Below are 16,444 nucleotides of genomic sequence, written 5' to 3'. Positions count from 1 at the left end.
ATCCAATACAGTAATATCGGCTGCTTGATTGATCCCGCTCCCGCTCAATTATCCAAGTCATCAAACCCATCAATATCAGGGTTTTCGCGTCGCAAAGCTTCTCTTTTGGATTCCGGCAGGCTTTGGTATTGCTGCCATTTCTTGTGAATTTCAGCTTTCTTTTCCGGTGACAGCACGTTGAATTCCTGGTATTTCTTGCGCGCATTCTCACGTTCGTACGGCGTCATGCGGCTCCAATGATTCAACCGTCTCTGCACACGGCCCTGCTGATCGGGGGTCATCTTGGGATAATCACGTGCAATATCCAGCATCTTCTCGCGCTGCCAGGGACGCAATATATCCCATTCTGCTGCCAAGGGGGCCAGCACCTTGCGCTGGCTATCCGTTAATTGTGCCCAATCCGGCTCTTTGGATGTTGTTTCAGCTTGAGCATTGATGGCAAGCAAGAGCAGACCGACAACTATTGCTGCTCTAACCATGAGTAAAAACCTCTATCAAGATATGCCTCGGGGGGAAGTTCGGACGCCAGCAAAAAAGCATCTCCATGCTCTGCCATGCCATGTCCGGTTAATTGCTGAGTCAGCAGAAAAGCAAAGAATACGGCACTGCCAAGTGCTGCCAGGGACAACAGGCGCTGGTGATGACGCATGTATCCTCCCAAAGAGGCCACCAGGCTATGACCATCAGGAGTGGTCGTGCGTGCGTTTTCAAGCATCACCTGGACCGCCGCATGGCGTGCCTCGGCAAGCCTGGATGCCACTGTCGGCTCAAGTTCGTCAATGCCTGCATTGAGCAGCTCGACAATTTCTTTGGCTATCTTTTGTTCGTGATTCATCGCTCGACCCCCGCTTTCTCGAGCATCTGTTTACTAAATCCATATTTTTCGAGTGATGCCGCTAACGCATGAACAGCACGCGAACAATGTGTCTTGACGCTCCCCTCGGAGCATCCCATGGCTGCAGCCGTTTCCGCCACATCCATATCCTCCCAGTAACGCATAATAAATGCTTCTCGTTGACGGGTTGGCAAACTTTTTATGGCCTCTTCGATAATGGCAATGGTTTGCTGTCGTTCATATTGTACTTCCGGTTCATCATCCACATGATCCGTGACCATGGTTTCCAGCGGATCATGCTCTTCGTCATCACCATTTCCAACACCGAGTGATGACAGCAAGGTAGTCCATGCACCACGGATTTTCTGGCGACGCCAGTAATCCTTCATTGTATTTTGCAAAATGCGCTGGAACAACATTGGATACTCAGTGACAGGGCGCTGGCTATATTTTTCCGCCAGCTTCAGCATCGAATCCTGCACGATATCCATAGCTGCATGATCGTCACGCACGGCATAAGCCGTCTGCTTGAATGCACGACGCTCTACCTGCTTGAGAAAATCTGAAAGTTCCTGGATGCTTGCCATGTCGAAGTTCGACGCCGATGTTGATATTTAGTGCAGTACGAAAATGATAAAATTGACGTTTTTTTTGAGTATAGCAGGTTTGTTTTTTGTTCCGCCTGTAGCTTTTAGCTACAATCAGCAGTAATTCAAGGTTCCATCCCCTCTTAACAATATTTAGCTGACAAGGCATCATGGCAAAAATCCTGTTACTTGCAATTGCCTTCTGGTTATTGCTGACCATACTGAAACGCTACCGTAGCAACATGGACAAACCATCAGGCAAGCCTGCTGCAGACGCAGAGGACATGGTGCAATGTGCCTATTGCCATGTCCATTTGCCGAGAAGCGAAAGCATCAGCAGCGGCCACAATCAACAATATTGTTGTGAAGCCCATCGCAAACAGCATGAAAATACATAGCCTGATTGATACCGCCGGCCAACCGGAAAAGCAATTCTGGCGGCCAATGGCATTGTTTGGCGGGTACCGGATCATACTGTGCTGTATTTTCATCGCTTCCTATTTTCTGTTACAGGAAAGCAGGGTGTGGGCCAATTACAACGACACCTTATATTTAAGCGCCACGATTGCCTATCTGGTATTCAGTCTGCTTGCCATCGGCCTGATTATCCTGCGTACCCCGGGTTTCCAGGTACAACTTTCATTTCAAACACTGGCGGATATCGGTTTCATTATTGTCCTCATGTACGCCAGCGGCGGCATCAAGAGCGGACTGGGCTTGCTGTTAATCGTGACCATTGCGGCAGCAAGCTTGATCAGCCAGGGCAGACTGGCACTCTTTTATGCGGCCATCGCCAGTATCGGATTGTTGCTCGAGCAGTCCTACCAGATGTTGATGTGGAATGAGGATTTCGGTGATTATTCCCATGCAGTCATGCTCAGCCTCAGCTGCTTTGCAACTGCATGGCTGGCTTACAGTTTCAGCAAGCGCATCAGCCAGAATGAAATCCTGGCTTCACAACGCGGTATCGACCTGGAAAACCTGGCACAGGTCAACCAATTGATCACAGAGGAAATGGGCGACGGGGTACTGGTTGTTGACCCGGAGCTGGTATTACGCCACCGCAATCGCCAGGCAGATTTTCTGCTGGGTGCGCAAGGCGGTTCCCGCAACAACCAGCCGCTGGCCGAATATGCTCCCGAACTTGCTTCCCTGTTGCGCCATTGGCTGGAAAATCGACGCGGAACCAATTCCGCGGCGATCAAACTGAGTATAGAACAACGTGCCTTGCGCTTGAAATTGATGCCGGTGGGTGAAGACCATCGCCAGGGCACTGTCATCTTTATCGAAGACTGGAGCCAGCTCCAGACCCAGGCCCAGCAGCTCAAACTGGCAGCGCTTGGGCGCCTGACAGCCAATATTGCGCACGAAATCCGCAATCCGCTCAGCGCCATCAGCCATGCCACCCAATTGCTGCAGGAAGACGAATCCCATGACCCTGCGTCGGAGCGCATGCTGCAGATCATCAGCGATAACGTGCAGCGTATGGACCAGATGATCAAGGATGTACTGGAATTGAACCGGCGCGACAGAACGCGGCAACAGGATATCCCGCTGGCCGATTTTCTTCGCGAATTCCATGACCAGTTTTATCAGGTTGAGAAAATCCCCGCTCAAGGCTTTGTGCTTGATACTGCCGAGAGCGAGCCCACCATCCGCTTCGACCATCGACACCTGCATCAAATCCTGTGGAACCTGTGCCGCAATGGTTGGCGCCACAGCCGCCAAGACCATGGCAGCCTGACATTGGCACTACGTAGCGATACGGCAAACCGTCATCTGCAAATTGAAATCCAGGATGATGGCAACGGCATTTCACCCGCTGCCTTGCCTCACTTGTTTGAACCATTTTTCACGACGGAAAGTACCGGCACCGGGCTTGGGCTTTATATTGCCAGGGAACTGTGCGAAGCTAATGGGGCCACCATTGAGCATGTCCCGGCTGAGCACGGTTGCCTGTTTATCATTCACTTGAAGAGTACTGACGCTGCATGAGCAACACACCCACCTGTCTGGTTGTCGACGACGAAACCGATATCAGAGAATTAGTCGTGCTAACCCTGGAGCGTATGGAGATCCAGGCTGACAGCGCAGGCAGCCTGGCTGAAGCGAAACAGTTGCTGGAGCAACGAACATACTCTCTCTGCCTGACAGACATGCGCCTGCCAGATGGCAGCGGGCTGGACCTGGTCAAGTGTATCGCGCAATCCTATGCTGGCCTGCCGGTAGCCGTGATTACCGCTTACGGTAGTGCAGAGAATGCTGTATCCGCACTCAAGGCTGGTGCCTTCGACTATCTGACCAAGCCGATTTCACTAAAACAGCTGCGGCCATTGGTGCAATCAGCACTCAAACTGTCTGCATCAGACACCCCAGACAGCGACACCCTGACCATGATAGGCAATAGCGCACCCATCCAGCAGGTACGCACCATGATAGAAAAACTATCACGCAGTCAGGCACCGGTATATATCAGCGGTGAATCCGGCAGCGGCAAAGAGCTTGCTGCAAGACTGATCCACCGCAATAGCTCGCGCCGGGATGAACCTTTTATCGCGGTAAACTGTGGCGCCATCCCGGAAAATCTCATGGAAAGCGAGTTTTTTGGCCACAAGAAAGGCGCTTTCACTGGCGCTGTGCAGGATAAGGATGGCATGTTCCATGCTGCCAAGGGTGGCACATTATTCCTTGATGAAGTCGCGGACCTGCCATTGGCAATGCAAGTGAAGCTGCTGCGCGCCATCCAGGAGAAAAAAGTCCGCATGGTCGGCAGCACCCAGGAGGAAAGCGTGGATGTCCGCATCATCAGTGCCACCCACAAGAATCTGGGCGTGATGATGGAACGCGGTGAATTCCGCCAGGATCTCTACTATCGCTTAAATGTCATTGAGCTGAAAATGCCCTCCCTGCGTGACATGCAGCAAGATATTCCGCTGATGGTGGATGCGCTGCTGCAGAAGCACTGCCGCGAGCAAGGCTCTGCTGTGCCCGAGCTCTCGGCACAGGCCCAGCAGATATTACTCAAGCACAGCTTTCCAGGCAATATACGGGAACTGGAGAATGTGCTGGAACGTGCGCTCGCACTTTGCGACGGCAAAGTGATCACGCCTGAGGACTTACTACTGGATGGCAATGAAAAAACAATGACGACGCCAGAACACGATGAAGGCTTGCCATTGCCCGACTACCTGGAAACCATAGAGAAAAAAGCCATACTCAATGCATTGGAGAAATCCAACCAGAACAAAACGGCAGCCGCCAAGCTACTGGGGGTCAGTTTCAGAACTTTCCGCTATCGCCTGTCCAAACTGGGCCTCAGCAAAGACCCTTCCGACAAGGATGAAATGGATTAGGCCGGTCACCAACAGCCCGGAACAAACCATGCCGCAATACTCAATCGATCAGGATGGCGTCATCACAGGCGCAGACTTCACCAGTTCGCCAAACCATGATGCACGCCCTGAAGGCGCTACAATCTCAATGATCGTCATTCATAATATCAGCCTGCCACCAGGAGAATACGGCGGGCCCGGAATTACTGAGCTTTTCACCAACAAGCTTGACCCCGCCGCACACCCTTATTACGCCACCATTCACGAGCTGCGTGTTTCCGCACACTTCCTTATCCGCCGGGATGGTGCACTGCAACAATTCGTCCCTTGCGAAGCCCGGGCATGGCATGCGGGTGTCTCAACCTGGCAAGGCCAAGAACGCTGCAATGACTTTTCCATTGGCATTGAGCTTGAAGGTAGCGATTCTGAAGCTTTCACCCCGGCTCAATATATAGTGCTCACTGCACTGGCGGAAAGCTTGTGCAAACATTACCCCATCCGCGATATCGTTGGGCACTCAGACATTGCCCCGGGGAGAAAAACCGATCCTGGCCCTCATTTCGATTGGCAACGGCTGGCCCAGCTGAAAGCCTCAAGCGCACAAAATCCAACAAAATCAGTATAGACTCTTGAACTTTATTGAATACAGCATCATGCCTGCTTGTCCCAGGCCAGTCAGCGGAGGAGGCTGGCTGATGCTTCATCATGATTGGGAAAACTAGAATAAATGTCAGGTTATCGTCCATGGGCTCATGCCCTCATGCTCTTGCTGGCCCTGCTTGCCAGTGCATGCAGCAAGCAGGAAGACACTACCAAGAAAGCCCCTTTGCCATTGGTAAGTGTCACCACTGCAGCCACTACACGCCTTGAAATCCGTGAACAATCCATAGGGACTCTGGAGGGCATCATGGATCCGACAGTGGCGGCCGAAGTACCGGCTCGCGTACTGAAAATCCTGGCCAGGCCTGGCCAGGTCGTCAAAAAAGGTGAAGTGGTGGCATTGCTGGATCCGCAAGACTATACCTTGCAGCAAAATGAAGCAGAAAGCGAAGTCGCCCGCCTGGAAGCGTTGTTGCTCAATCAACAACGCAACGTGGAACGCAACCAGAAACTGGTAGAAAAGAACTTCATTTCGCAAAATGCACTGGATGACCTTGAAACACAGAGGTTGGCACTGAAGCGCCAACTGGAAGGCGCTCGCTCGCGCCTTGCCAGCATCACGCATAATGGCGGCAAGACACGTTTGCTTTCCCCTATTGACGGCAAGGTAGAGAAACAAATCGTTTCCCCCGGTGATTACGTCAAGGTAGGCGACCCCATACTTCAAATCATTAGTAATCAACGCTTGCGTGCCCACTTGCCATTCCCAGAAAACCTTGCTGCCAAAATCAGGCCAGGGCTGAAAGTCCGGCTGAGTACGCCAACATCTGACGAAGAAGCTGAAGGCATACTGCGCGAATTCAAGCCTGTGATAGGCAGCACCAATCGTGCAATTGACATCCTGGTCGATATCGTGGACCAACCAGGCTGGCAATCTGGTGCCAGCGTGACAGGCAATATCATCCTGGGCCAATATGACAACGCGGTCGTCGTCCCTGAGCAAAGCGTCGTGCTACGGCCCGCGGGGGAAGTGGTATACGTGATTGCCGATGACATAGCAGAGCAGCGTATCGTCAAGACTGGCATCTATCAGGATGGCAATATCCAGATACTGGAAGGGCTGAAAGGAGGGGAAACAGTGGCAGTTGACGGGGCCGCCTTCCTGACTGACAAAATACGGGTACAGGTCCAGAACCAGCCTGAGCAGGCTCAGCCATGACCCTGTCTGAAATATCAATCAAGCGCCATGTATTGGCATGGATGGTGTCTGGCCTGCTGGTGTTGCTTGGCATCATCAGCTACCAGCGCATCGGGGTGGATCGCCTGCCCTACATTGAATTCCCGATCATATCCATCACCACGACATTGCAGGGTGCAAACCCGGATATCATTGATGCAAGCATAACCAGCATTATCGAATCCTCGGTCAATACTACTCCCGGGATTGAGCATATCCAGTCAGCATCTTCTCCAGGCGTATCGGTCATCACCATTACTTTCAGCCTGGAAAAAAACATTGATGTTGCCTATAACGAGGTGCAATCCAAAGTTAACCAGGTATTGCGCCGACTGCCTGATGATGCCGATCCTCCGCAAGTACAGAAAGTAGAAACCAATGCCCAGCCAATCATGTGGCTCGCATTGCGCGGAGACCGTACAACGCAACAAATTAATCTTTATGGCTTCAATGTCCTAAAGAAGAAACTTGAAACGATCAACGGCATTGGCGAGGTACGCCTGGGTGGACGCCGTGACCGCACTATTCGGGTCAATGTCCTGCCGGAACGTATGGCCGCCTATGGTCTCGCTGCAACCGACCTGCTCGATGCCTTCAACCGCGAACATGTACAACTCCCAGGCGGCTTCCTGGTAGGTAACCATTCCGAATACCTCATGAAGCTTGACCTTGAGTTTCATAATCTGCGCGACCTGGCAGAGATGGTAGTGAGTTACCGGGACGGTGCCGCCATCAAACTTAAAGATGTAGCCGAGCTTGAAGACGGAGTCGCCGATTACCGCCAGCTTGCACGCTACAAGAGTGAGTCTGCTGTTGGACTCGGTATTGTCAAGGTTGCCAATGCCAATACCGTGGCCATTATTGACGAAGTCATACGTAGGCTGGATAGCGATATCCGTCCCAACCTCCCTCCGGGCATGACTCTGGATATCTCGACCAATGACGCCCTGTACATTCAGGAAATCGTGCATGCCCTGCAAGAGCACTTGGTTGAAGGCACATTGCTGGCAGCGTTGATCGTCTGGCTATTTCTGCGTTCGGTGAGGTCTACCCTGATTATTGCCACAGCAATCCCGGTATCCCTGCTGGGGGCAATTGCGGTAATGTACTTTTCAGGCTTCACCTTCAACACCATGACCCTGTTGGCCCTGCTATTGCTGATTGGTGTGGTGGTGGATGATGCCATCGTAGTGCTGGAGAACATCCACCGCCATTTAAGCATGCGGCAGAATGAGGGCCAACCACCTGGCGTCATTGCGCGGGCTGCCGCAATTTCCGGCAGCCGAGAAGTGGCGTTTGCCGTCATTGCAGCCACTTTCTCTCTGGTATGTATTTTTGCACCTGTCATTTTTATGGACGGAGTCATCGGCAAGTTCTTCAAATCATTCGCCGTTGTCGTCACCTTTGGCGTCCTCGTCTCCTTGATGGTGTCACTGACCCTCACTCCCATGCTGTGTTCGCGCTACCTCAGGGCCGAAGAAGCACAAGGTCGTTTCTACCTATGGCTAGATCGCCTATTCAAAGCCATGGACAAGCGCTATGGCCGATTATTGGTCTGGACCCTGAGCCACCGCTGGAAAGTCATGTTGTTTACCCTGCTCATTGTGGTGACAAGCGGGTTTTTCTTTGGCAAGGTACAGAAGGAGTTCCTGCCTGATGCAGATGAAGGCCGCTTCATGATCTCGTTCCGCACGCCCCTGGGTTCGAGCCTGGAATATACCAACAGCCGCCTGGAGTTGATGGAAACCGTGATGCGCCGTTACGACTCCGAGATTGCCAGCTACTTCAGTACAATTGGCGTGGGCGCACAAGGCCAGGTGAACAAGGGGACTGTCAGCCTCCGTCTGCATGATAGGCGTGACAGGCGCATGAGCCAGCAGGAACTGATCCGGGTATTACGCGCCGAAATCGACCAGATCCCAGGCCTGCGTGCCTTCCCTGTGCCGATAGCGATTGTAGGGGGGCAACGTTCAGAAAAACTGCAATTCAATATCACGGGTCAAAACCTTGAACAGGTAAGCCAGCTTGGCAAGACCATGCAACGCAAGCTGAGTGACACACCTGGCATCGGCAAGGTAGACCTCGACCTTGACCTCGACCTGCCACAGCTGACCATGAAAATTGATCGCGTGCGGGCCGCCAGCCTCGGACTCTCCGCCACCGACCTCGCAACTGCGCTCAATTTATATACTGGGGGTATTGATGTTGCCGATTTCAACGACGAGCCCGGCGACGGTCAACGCTACGATATCCGCCTCAAGGCCAAGGAAGGCAGCCTGGAGAATCCTGAAGACCTGAAGAAAATCTACCTGCGCAGTGCCACTGGTGAGCTCATACGACTGGATAGTGTTGCCGAGTTCAAGCAAACCCTGGGAGCAGCAGTGATTGGCCGGTTTGACTTGCAATATGCAGCAAGCCTCTATTCCAATCCCGCCATGCCGCTAGGCGACGCCATCAATCTTGTGTACCAATATGCCACCGATATCCTGCCGCCAGGTTATACCTTGAACCTGACCGGACAAGCGGAAGAAATGCAGAAAACTGTCAAGAGCATGGTGTTCGCGTTCGGCCTGGCGCTTGTCCTGCTTTATATGGTGCTGGCAAGTCAGTTCAACTCATTCCTGCAACCCCTGATCATCATGCTTGCCCAACCGCTGGCGATTATCGGTGGCGTCTTCGCATTATGGCTGACCGGCCATTCGCTCAATATCTTTTCAATGATTGGCCTGATACTGTTGATAGGCTTGGTTGCCAAGAATTCCATCCTGCTAATCGACCTCACCAATCAATTACGTGAGCAGGGTAAAGAAGTTGATGAAGCGCTACGTGAAGCCTGCCCGATCCGGTTGCGTCCCGTGCTGATGACTTCGCTCACGATTATCCTGGCATTGCTGCCGGCTGCATTTGGACTGGGGGCTGGTACCGAGACCAATGGACCTTTATCAGTGGCGGTGATTGGAGGGATGATTTCCTCCACTTTGCTCACGCTGGTGGTCGTACCGGCGGCATATTCCTTGATCATGCGCACAGTGGACCAGCGCACCTGATTGAAACGAACCTCGGACCAAGGCGCTAACACATGCTAGCGCCTTTTTTATCGCCAATGTTTCATCAATGCTATCTAAATGATTAATTACAATGAAATTTACTCTTTTGTAAATCACTGTAAAAGTAGGCTTTTCTTAGTCCCATCACCCAGGTTCTGACACGTAACTGTCATATTCGCCACCAATAATGACTTTATTGCAACGCGCCCCATCGCTGCAATATTCAATATCTGGAGAGAAAAGAATGAAGTTGTTCCGTGTGTTACCAATCGCATTGATGTTAGCCAGTACGGCTGCAATGGCAGACTCAACTGATGACATTCTGGAAATGCTCATCAACAAAGGAGTGCTGACCAAAGAAGAAGTCAGCAAAATTGCAGAACGCCGCAAAAGCGAGAAACTGGCGGATGAAGAAAGCCACAAATCCGATATTCGCCCGGTCTTCAAGGATGGCATTCGCCTGGAATCTGCGGACAAATTCCAATCGATTGGCTTCAACGGCCGCATTCAGGCTGACTATCGCCATTTCGACAAAAATGCCGCTGAAAGCGCCGATACCTTCGATGTCCGTCGAGCTTTCATGACCATGCAAGGCCGTTACTACAAATATTACGATTTCAACATCACGGCCGATTTTGCCAATGTCTCTAACAGCAGTCACCTCGACGAGGCCTATTTCGGTATCAACTGGTGGGATAGTGCACGTTTTCGTTTCGGCCAGTTCAAGATGCCGTTCGGCATGGAGCAGGATACCAGCGATATCTTCACCGAATTCCAGGAACGCGCCCTGCTAGATGTCCTGACCCCGGGCAAGGAGCGTGGCGCCATGGTATTCGGCAACCCGACCAAAGGCGTATTCTATGGCCTCGCCACTTCCACCGGCCGTGGCAAGAACATCAACAACACGGACAACCATGTGGATGGCCTGGATATCATTGGCCGCGCTACTGTCAACTTCGCACAACTCATGGGCAACAAGGATGCTGTATATCACCTGGGAGCGGGGTTCTCCCGTGGAGACCTCTCACCTAACCAGGTCGCTGCGCCGACTGCTCGCACCGAGGCTCGTGGCGTTTCCTTCTTTAATCCAACTACCTTCACACATGACAATAGCGATGACCTGACCCGCACCCGTTATGGCATTGAGGTGGCAGTAGCCCAAGGCCCAGTCAAGATCCAGTCTGAATGGATGAAACACAACTACGAAGGCAAGACCAGCCTGCATCAGGACTTCGACAAGGACATCAAAGCCTGGTACGCCGCCGTGAGCTGGCTGGTCACTGGCGAACATTTTGCTGACAGCTACGGCAACATGGGCTTGTTTGGTCGCATCAACCCCAAGCAGAATTTTGATATGGCAACAGGCCATGGTACCGGTGCCGTGCTTTTGAGTCTGCGCTACTCTGACTTTGACGGCAGCGACTTCGCTCCTGGTTCCGGCCCGGCAGGTTCTGGCGACGTAGCGGCAGGCACTGCTACTGGCGCGCATGCCTGGACCGCGGGCGTGCAATGGATATTGAACCCGAACACCCGCTTCGTGCTGGACTATGTGACTACCCGCTTCACTGGTGGCCTGGCAAGCTACACAAGCTCCAATACAGGCGCCGCCGGCACTGCAGATTCGGAAAAAGCGCTGACTGCACGCGCCCAGTTCGATTTCTAAACTGTTCGGAAGTATGAACCAACAAAAAGGGCAGCGTTTGCTGCCCTTTTTTATATCAACATGCAGCCAAGCCGGCTGCATAGACATCGTTACTTAACGGTAACGGTACCGCGCATCATGGTTGCATGACCAGGGAAGGAACAGAAGAATGTGTACTTCTCACCTGCAGCCAGCTTGCTAACGTCAACCTTGGCGCTGTCTTTCTCACCGCCGCCAACCAGTTTGGTGTGAGCAATAACGCGAGCATCACCAGCCTTAACGAAGTTGCCCGCTTCACCAGCAGCAACACCGTCATTCATGACTGCCTTGAAATCTGCAGTCTTGGTGATCACTAGGTTGTGGCCCATGACGTTCTTAGGCAAGGAGCCTGTGTGCTTCAAGTTGACTGTGAAGTCTTTACAGCTTTTCTCAATATCAATGTTCTTGGTGTTGAACTGCATAGCATCATTGGCCTCAACATCAACAGAACAGCCAGCTGCCAGTACAGAACCTGAGAATAATGAAGCAAACAACAGAGCTACGATTTTGCTGGATTTCATAATTACTTCCCTCATCTAATTAGGCAATATTGCCTGTGTTATAGAACTTCTCTTTTCATTACTACTACACAAACTACCGCTTTTGGTCTTTTATGCCCCCACGTTTTGCTGCGGCATGGGAGCATTTGCTTATTATCCCAAATTTCAATTGAGAAAGATTATCAATTAAATTTCTCTTTCTTTCCAGTGTCACTTGCACTTTAATTAACGCATGGTTAAACAAGCGGATGACAGCAGGCGCTAATTTTATACAAAATCATCGGCTTGAAACAGCTCCCGGTTCAGAAGTTTTTACAATCTCCTGCACAATCAGGCTGCCCACCATATCGCCTTCGACATTGACTGCAGTCCTCAACGTATCAAGCAAGCGGTCTATGGGCAATAAAATGGCAATCGCCTCTGCCGGCAAACCAACCGACTGCAACACCATCACCATGGTCACCATCCCAGCGCTGGGAATACCGGGCGCGCCCACCGAAGCAATCATCGCCATGAAAAAAACTATGAGTTGCTGTGCCAGATTAAGTTCAACCCCGACCAGGTTGGCAATGAAGAGCGCCGCCGACGCCTCATACAATGCGGTTCCATCCATATTGACTGTGGCGCCAAGGGGGACGACAAACCCGGCAATCTCGCGCCGTACATGCAGATGCTTTTCGGTACAGCGCAGGGTGACTGGCAGGGTGGCTGAACTGGAACTGGTGGCAAATGCGGTAACCAGCGCCTCTCTCGCGCCTTTCCAGAACTGCCAGGGGGTCACCCTCGTGATCACATATAAAATTGAAGGCAGGATAATCACGCCATGCACCAGCGTGATACCGATGACTACGGCCATGAACTTGCCCATGCTGGCGAACAAGGTCACGTCCTGCGTGGCCACCAGCTTGACCAGCAAGGCCATGATGCCGAATGGCGCCAGGCGCATGATCCATCCGACAATCATCATCACAAGATCAAATGCTTCCTGCATGAGCACGAGGAAATTGCGATAGCGGCTGCCGCCGATCACCAGCGCAATACCGACAAACAGGGCAAAAATGACCACGGCTAACACATTGCTTTGCGCTAGCGAAGTAAAAGGATTCTGGAACAGGCCAAGAATGAAATGCGAGAAAAACTCCCCCACGGTAAGCTTCTCGGCATGAAAATCTTTCATGGCTTCTGCAAACATGCCGAGATGCATGCCGGCACCCGGGCTGAAAATATTGGTGGCCACCAGCGCCAGCAATACGGCAATTGCCATGGAGATGCTGAAGAACACCAGGGTAGAGACCCAGACCCTGTGCATCTGCTTGTGCTCTTGCAGATTGGCGACGCCCACCACGATGGAGGTGAACAGCAAAGGTACTAGTACCATTTTCAACAGGCCGACGAATATGCCTCCGGCAATCGTGCTTGCATAGAAGCCGGCTTCGCGGACGCTGGAATCTGCATCCAGCCCGCCAAGCAGTAACCCCAGCAATACCCCAAACAAGGCTCCTAGCAATATTTGTGTATTCAGGCTGGGGAATTTCATTCTACTTTTCCTTAAGCGACATGTTCAAAAACGGCCGCAAAAAAACCATCGGTCTGATGCAGATGTGGCAGCAGTTTCAGATATTTTCCAGTATTGAGCTCAATCTGCTGCTGGGCGAGAATCTCGCTGGCATCCAGCAACTTGAATTGCGGATGCGCAGCCAGGAAAGCCTCGGCCAGTTGCTCATTCTCTTCCTGCAACAAGCTGCATGTAGCATAAATCAGCTTGCCGCCAGCTTTCACCAGCTTGGCCGCACGCGCCAGTATCGCCGCCTGCTTGGCCGTCAGCTCCTCCACATCCTGCCCGGTTTGCTTCCATTTCAGGTCCGGATTGCGGCGCAAAGTGCCAAGGCCGCTACACGGCGCATCCACCAGCACCCGGTCAAACTTGCCATTGAGGCGCTTGAGCTTGGGGTCCTGCTCGCTGCTGATCAGCTGGCTGTGCAAATTGGACAGGCCAGAGCGCTTGAGGCGCTGTCCCAGGTTATGCAGGCGCTTTTCCGACACGTCAAACGCATAAAGCCTGCCGGTGTTGCGCATAAGCGCGCCCAGCGCCAGCGTCTTGCCGCCAGCGCCGGCACAGAAATCAGCAACCATTTCACCACGTCTTGGCGCCACCAGCTGTGCCAGCAATTGGCTGCCCTCGTCCTGCACTTCGATCTTGCCGTCAGTAAAGAACGGGTGGCGGTTGATCGACATACGCTGCGGCATGCGGATGCCGGTGGGTGAATATGGCGTCACTGCGACCTCGGTCTTTTCACTGGCAAAACGTGCCAGCACTTCATCGCGGTTGCTCTTGACCAGGTTGACCCGCAAATCCAGGCTGGCTGGCTTGTGCATGCTGCGTGCTATTGCCAGCGCATCCTCCTCGCCATATTGCTGCTGCAGCTTATCCCACAGCCAGTCCGGCATATCCGCCTGTATTGCCAGGGTAATCCCATCCGTCGACTTGGCCTTGATTTCCTGCGCCCATTCCTTCTGCTGCTTGTTCAGTACCTCTTCCAGCTCCCGCAGGCTGGTGCCTTGCACACGCACAATCCATGCCACTAATAGACGGCGGGGATCCTCGCTCTCCGCCACATAGGCCAGAAAAGCCTTGCGGCGCAGCACGCCATAGACAGATTCCGCAATAAAGGCACGGTCCTTGGTGCCAAGGTCACGGTGCTCACGGAAAAAACTGCCCAGCTTGGCATCTGCCGGTCCGCTGCTTCCCAACACATCGGCCAATACTACGCCGGCCATTCTTAACAGGTTTTGATTCATACACTCATTTCAGTAAATCGGTCGATATACGGACGGCCAACTGTTCAATTACGCTGCCATCCTCTTCTGTTTTGCGCATTTTGACCGGCAGATAGTGATAATCCACCGCCAGCCATAATTCTGTCTTCTCGCTACCTTCCTGGCTGGTCTTCACCAAGTGCAAGGTGTTGATCATGCCGGCCTCGGTATTCAGCGTTTCTTCACCCTCGAAACCATAAACATATACACTCAGCTTCTTGCCATTGGTAACGTTCAGCTGCAATTGCTCCAGTGGAGGTACAAACACAAACTGATACATAAAACTCAACAAGTCTTGAGTATCAGGCGGTAGCTCTACTGTTTTCACACTTTTGGAGGTTGTCAGGCTCAGTTTGGCATTTTCCCAATCAAACTTGGCTTCTTGCAGCTTACTGGCGCTCTTGCCAAATTGATAGGAAAAATGGTCTGGTTGCAGGCCTTGCTCTGTCACTCGCCCTTCACTGAGCTGCAGCAGTTTCCCCGACACAACCAGGGATGCAAGACCCTTGGGCTCGGTTGTACTAGTCAATACATAACGGTTGCCATCCAGCAGCTTGTAGCTGATATGGGTTACTCCGACCTTGTTGCCATTAATGCCGCGCAATACCTCAAACTCGGTATCCACATAGCTGAAAGCGGGAACATCATGAACCATGCCGACTTCTTCTGAAGCATTATCCTCTGCCATAGCAACAGGCTCTTCATGCTCTCCCTGCTGATCGTTGGCAGGCACCTCCGCATCATCAGGTTCTGCACCACCAGGCACTGGCACCTCAACCGGCATCACAGGGGCTATTGGTACAGATGCCGACTCCGGCTTGGGCCTTGGTGCTGGCCTGGGCTTATTCACTTGTTTTGTACTGGTGACCGGTTTGGGCGGAGCAAGCGCTTCCAGATGAACCACCTGCTGCCCTGCTTGGTGCCTAGATGAATCCAGACTTGGCAGCTCCCAGTACTCACCACTGAAAAACAGTAGATGGACCAGCAGTGACAACAGCAATGCAAGCGCAAAGCCCCCATAAGACAGGCGGCTCATATTGATTCTGCTCCGGGAAGGCGGCTCAACAACGCGCTACTCAATATTGATGTTGGTGAGCACCTGCTCTATCTTGTAGCCCTTTTCATCCAGCATCATCAGCTTGACTGGCAGGAAATGATGGTCTGCGCTCAACCAGAACTCCTTGCCATCCTCTGCAGCATCCTTGTCGGCATCAACCAAATGTATCACCTTGAACTTGCCAGCCGGTAATTCCAGTACCTCATTCTTGGCCACGATATTGTAATGATATTGGCGCAACTTTTTGCCAGTCGTCACCGGCATGGTCAGCTCAGTGCCAGCAGGGGGGCTGAACATAAACTGGTAGACAAAGCTGCTCAAATCCTGGGCACCTGCTTCCAGCGGCACTGTATTCAGCTTGCCTTTGACTTTCATATTGAGCTGATTGGCGGCCCAGTCAAAATCGGTATAAAGCGAACGCTTTTCGTTGTCGCCCTGATGCAATTCGAAGTGGCCGGGCTTAAGGCCGTTGGCAGTCACTTCCCCTTCGCTCGTCAACCGGCGCTCGCCAAACAGGGCATACACACCTACGCCCTTGGTCACACTCTCAATCCGGTAACGATTGCCCTCTTGCCGATAAGTCTCGTTGACGGTAGCAAATGCCTGACCGTTCCGGGTGGCTTCGTACACCAAAGTCACCTGTTTCGGTGCAGCAGTCGCCAGGCCGCTCAAGAGTAGCATGGCAATACTGATAATACGGACTATTGCTTGTGACATAAGACCTCCTGAAGAATATTGATAGCACATTAAC

15 protein-coding genes are annotated in these 16,444 nt (G+C 52.4%); 7 read left to right on the top strand and 8 right to left on the bottom strand.

Features of this window, described 5'->3' with window-relative positions; all coding sequences use genetic code 11:
* Window positions 1-44 precede the first annotated feature (44 nt).
* Genes LG200_RS10170 through LG200_RS10160 form a run of 3 tightly spaced genes read right to left on the bottom strand, consistent with a single transcriptional unit; the run spans window position 45 to window position 1,422 of the window.
* A complete protein-coding gene (locus tag LG200_RS10170) occupies window positions 45-479 on the bottom strand; it encodes a DUF3106 domain-containing protein (protein WP_226757515.1) in 435 nt (144 codons plus the stop codon).
* Window positions 461-835 (bottom strand): DUF3619 family protein, encoded by a 375-nt coding sequence (locus tag LG200_RS10165; RefSeq protein WP_226757514.1) that lies wholly within the window; start codon window positions 833-835, stop codon window positions 461-463. The genes LG200_RS10170 and LG200_RS10165 overlap by 19 nt, the downstream gene beginning before the upstream one ends.
* Window positions 832-1,422 (bottom strand): RNA polymerase sigma factor, encoded by a 591-nt coding sequence (locus LG200_RS10160; protein ID WP_226757513.1) that lies wholly within the window; start codon window positions 1,420-1,422, stop codon window positions 832-834. The genes LG200_RS10165 and LG200_RS10160 overlap by 4 nt, the downstream gene beginning before the upstream one ends.
* Before the next feature lie 170 nt (window positions 1,423-1,592).
* Here LG200_RS10160 and LG200_RS10155 point away from each other — a divergent pair, with 170 nt between their 5' ends.
* The 7 genes from LG200_RS10155 to LG200_RS10125 all read left to right on the top strand — a co-directional run bounded on the left by LG200_RS10155 (window position 1,593) and on the right by LG200_RS10125 (window position 11,301).
* A complete protein-coding gene (locus LG200_RS10155; RefSeq protein WP_226757512.1) occupies window positions 1,593-1,820 on the top strand; it encodes a PP0621 family protein in 228 nt (75 codons plus the stop codon).
* Window positions 1,807-3,417 carry a sensor histidine kinase gene (locus LG200_RS10150; RefSeq protein ID WP_226757511.1) on the top strand — a complete coding sequence of 537 codons (1,611 nt, stop codon included), beginning with the start codon at window positions 1,807-1,809 and terminating at the stop codon, window positions 3,415-3,417. The genes LG200_RS10155 and LG200_RS10150 overlap by 14 nt, the downstream gene beginning before the upstream one ends.
* Window positions 3,414-4,775 carry a sigma-54-dependent transcriptional regulator gene (locus tag LG200_RS10145; RefSeq protein ID WP_226757510.1) on the top strand — a complete coding sequence of 454 codons (1,362 nt, stop codon included), beginning with the start codon at window positions 3,414-3,416 and terminating at the stop codon, window positions 4,773-4,775. The genes LG200_RS10150 and LG200_RS10145 overlap by 4 nt, the downstream gene beginning before the upstream one ends.
* Complete coding sequence (gene ampD, locus LG200_RS10140) at window positions 4,762-5,379, top strand: 1,6-anhydro-N-acetylmuramyl-L-alanine amidase AmpD (RefSeq protein ID WP_404809804.1); 618 nt, start codon at window positions 4,762-4,764, stop codon at window positions 5,377-5,379. Before LG200_RS10145 ends, ampD begins: the two co-directional genes overlap by 14 nt.
* Before the next feature lie 102 nt (window positions 5,380-5,481).
* On the top strand, window positions 5,482-6,573 hold the full coding sequence (locus tag LG200_RS10135) for an efflux RND transporter periplasmic adaptor subunit (RefSeq protein WP_226757509.1): 1,092 nt from the start codon (window positions 5,482-5,484) through the stop codon (window positions 6,571-6,573).
* Window positions 6,570-9,638 (top strand): efflux RND transporter permease subunit, encoded by a 3,069-nt coding sequence (locus tag LG200_RS10130; protein WP_226757508.1) that lies wholly within the window; start codon window positions 6,570-6,572, stop codon window positions 9,636-9,638. Before LG200_RS10135 ends, LG200_RS10130 begins: the two co-directional genes overlap by 4 nt.
* A 244-nt stretch (window positions 9,639-9,882) precedes the next feature.
* The gene (locus LG200_RS10125; RefSeq protein ID WP_226757507.1) at window positions 9,883-11,301 is read left to right on the top strand and encodes an OprO/OprP family phosphate-selective porin; all 1,419 of its coding nucleotides are present in this window, start codon (window positions 9,883-9,885) and stop codon (window positions 11,299-11,301) included.
* 89 nt (window positions 11,302-11,390) lie between these two features.
* Here LG200_RS10125 and azu read toward each other — a convergent pair whose 3' ends face one another.
* From azu to LG200_RS10100, 5 genes are all read right to left on the bottom strand, one after another.
* Window positions 11,391-11,840 carry an azurin gene (gene azu / locus LG200_RS10120; RefSeq protein WP_226757506.1) on the bottom strand — a complete coding sequence of 150 codons (450 nt, stop codon included), beginning with the start codon at window positions 11,838-11,840 and terminating at the stop codon, window positions 11,391-11,393.
* A gap of 256 nt (window positions 11,841-12,096) precedes the next feature.
* Window positions 12,097-13,356 carry a dicarboxylate/amino acid:cation symporter gene (locus LG200_RS10115; RefSeq protein ID WP_226757505.1) on the bottom strand — a complete coding sequence of 420 codons (1,260 nt, stop codon included), beginning with the start codon at window positions 13,354-13,356 and terminating at the stop codon, window positions 12,097-12,099.
* Window positions 13,357-13,367: 11 nt separating this feature from the next.
* Window positions 13,368-14,618 carry an RsmB/NOP family class I SAM-dependent RNA methyltransferase gene (locus LG200_RS10110; protein ID WP_226757504.1) on the bottom strand — a complete coding sequence of 417 codons (1,251 nt, stop codon included), beginning with the start codon at window positions 14,616-14,618 and terminating at the stop codon, window positions 13,368-13,370.
* A 4-nt stretch (window positions 14,619-14,622) separates the two neighbouring features.
* Window positions 14,623-15,672: a DUF3108 domain-containing protein gene (locus LG200_RS10105; protein WP_226757503.1), complete on the bottom strand. Its 1,050-nt coding sequence runs from the start codon at window positions 15,670-15,672 to the stop codon at window positions 14,623-14,625.
* Window positions 15,673-15,708: 36 nt separating this feature from the next.
* Window positions 15,709-16,410: a DUF3108 domain-containing protein gene (locus tag LG200_RS10100; protein ID WP_226757502.1), complete on the bottom strand. Its 702-nt coding sequence runs from the start codon at window positions 16,408-16,410 to the stop codon at window positions 15,709-15,711.
* Window positions 16,411-16,444 lie beyond the last annotated feature (34 nt).

Origin of the sequence: Methylobacillus caricis, from assembly GCF_020532705.1 — a bacterium.
Classification (GTDB): domain Bacteria; phylum Pseudomonadota; class Gammaproteobacteria; order Burkholderiales; family Methylophilaceae; genus Methylobacillus; species Methylobacillus caricis.
The sequence above is the reverse complement of the archived record's forward strand: the minus strand, read 5'-3'. Positions and strand labels throughout refer to the sequence as shown.

What these genes read in the sequence shown, in the direction of transcription:
- LG200_RS10135 (WP_226757509.1), top strand. Translation starts at nt 5,482, where the DNA reads ATGTCAGGTTATCGTCCATGGGCTCATGCCCTCATGCTCTTGCTGGCC.
- LG200_RS10170 (WP_226757515.1), bottom strand. Translation starts at nt 479, where the DNA reads ATGGTTAGAGCAGCAATAGTTGTCGGTCTGCTCTTGCTTGCCATCAAT.
- LG200_RS10125 (WP_226757507.1), top strand. Translation starts at nt 9,883, where the DNA reads ATGAAGTTGTTCCGTGTGTTACCAATCGCATTGATGTTAGCCAGTACG.
- LG200_RS10115 (WP_226757505.1), bottom strand. Translation starts at nt 13,356, where the DNA reads ATGAAATTCCCCAGCCTGAATACACAAATATTGCTAGGAGCCTTGTTT.
- LG200_RS10100 (WP_226757502.1), bottom strand. Translation starts at nt 16,410, where the DNA reads ATGTCACAAGCAATAGTCCGTATTATCAGTATTGCCATGCTACTCTTG.
- ampD (WP_404809804.1), top strand. Translation starts at nt 4,762, where the DNA reads ATGAAATGGATTAGGCCGGTCACCAACAGCCCGGAACAAACCATGCCG.
- LG200_RS10165 (WP_226757514.1), bottom strand. Translation starts at nt 835, where the DNA reads ATGAATCACGAACAAAAGATAGCCAAAGAAATTGTCGAGCTGCTCAAT.
- LG200_RS10160 (WP_226757513.1), bottom strand. Translation starts at nt 1,422, where the DNA reads ATGGCAAGCATCCAGGAACTTTCAGATTTTCTCAAGCAGGTAGAGCGT.
- LG200_RS10110 (WP_226757504.1), bottom strand. Translation starts at nt 14,618, where the DNA reads ATGAATCAAAACCTGTTAAGAATGGCCGGCGTAGTATTGGCCGATGTG.
- LG200_RS10145 (WP_226757510.1), top strand. Translation starts at nt 3,414, where the DNA reads ATGAGCAACACACCCACCTGTCTGGTTGTCGACGACGAAACCGATATC.
- LG200_RS10130 (WP_226757508.1), top strand. Translation starts at nt 6,570, where the DNA reads ATGACCCTGTCTGAAATATCAATCAAGCGCCATGTATTGGCATGGATG.
- LG200_RS10150 (WP_226757511.1), top strand. Translation starts at nt 1,807, where the DNA reads ATGAAAATACATAGCCTGATTGATACCGCCGGCCAACCGGAAAAGCAA.
- azu (WP_226757506.1), bottom strand. Translation starts at nt 11,840, where the DNA reads ATGAAATCCAGCAAAATCGTAGCTCTGTTGTTTGCTTCATTATTCTCA.
- LG200_RS10105 (WP_226757503.1), bottom strand. Translation starts at nt 15,672, where the DNA reads ATGAGCCGCCTGTCTTATGGGGGCTTTGCGCTTGCATTGCTGTTGTCA.
- LG200_RS10155 (WP_226757512.1), top strand. Translation starts at nt 1,593, where the DNA reads ATGGCAAAAATCCTGTTACTTGCAATTGCCTTCTGGTTATTGCTGACC.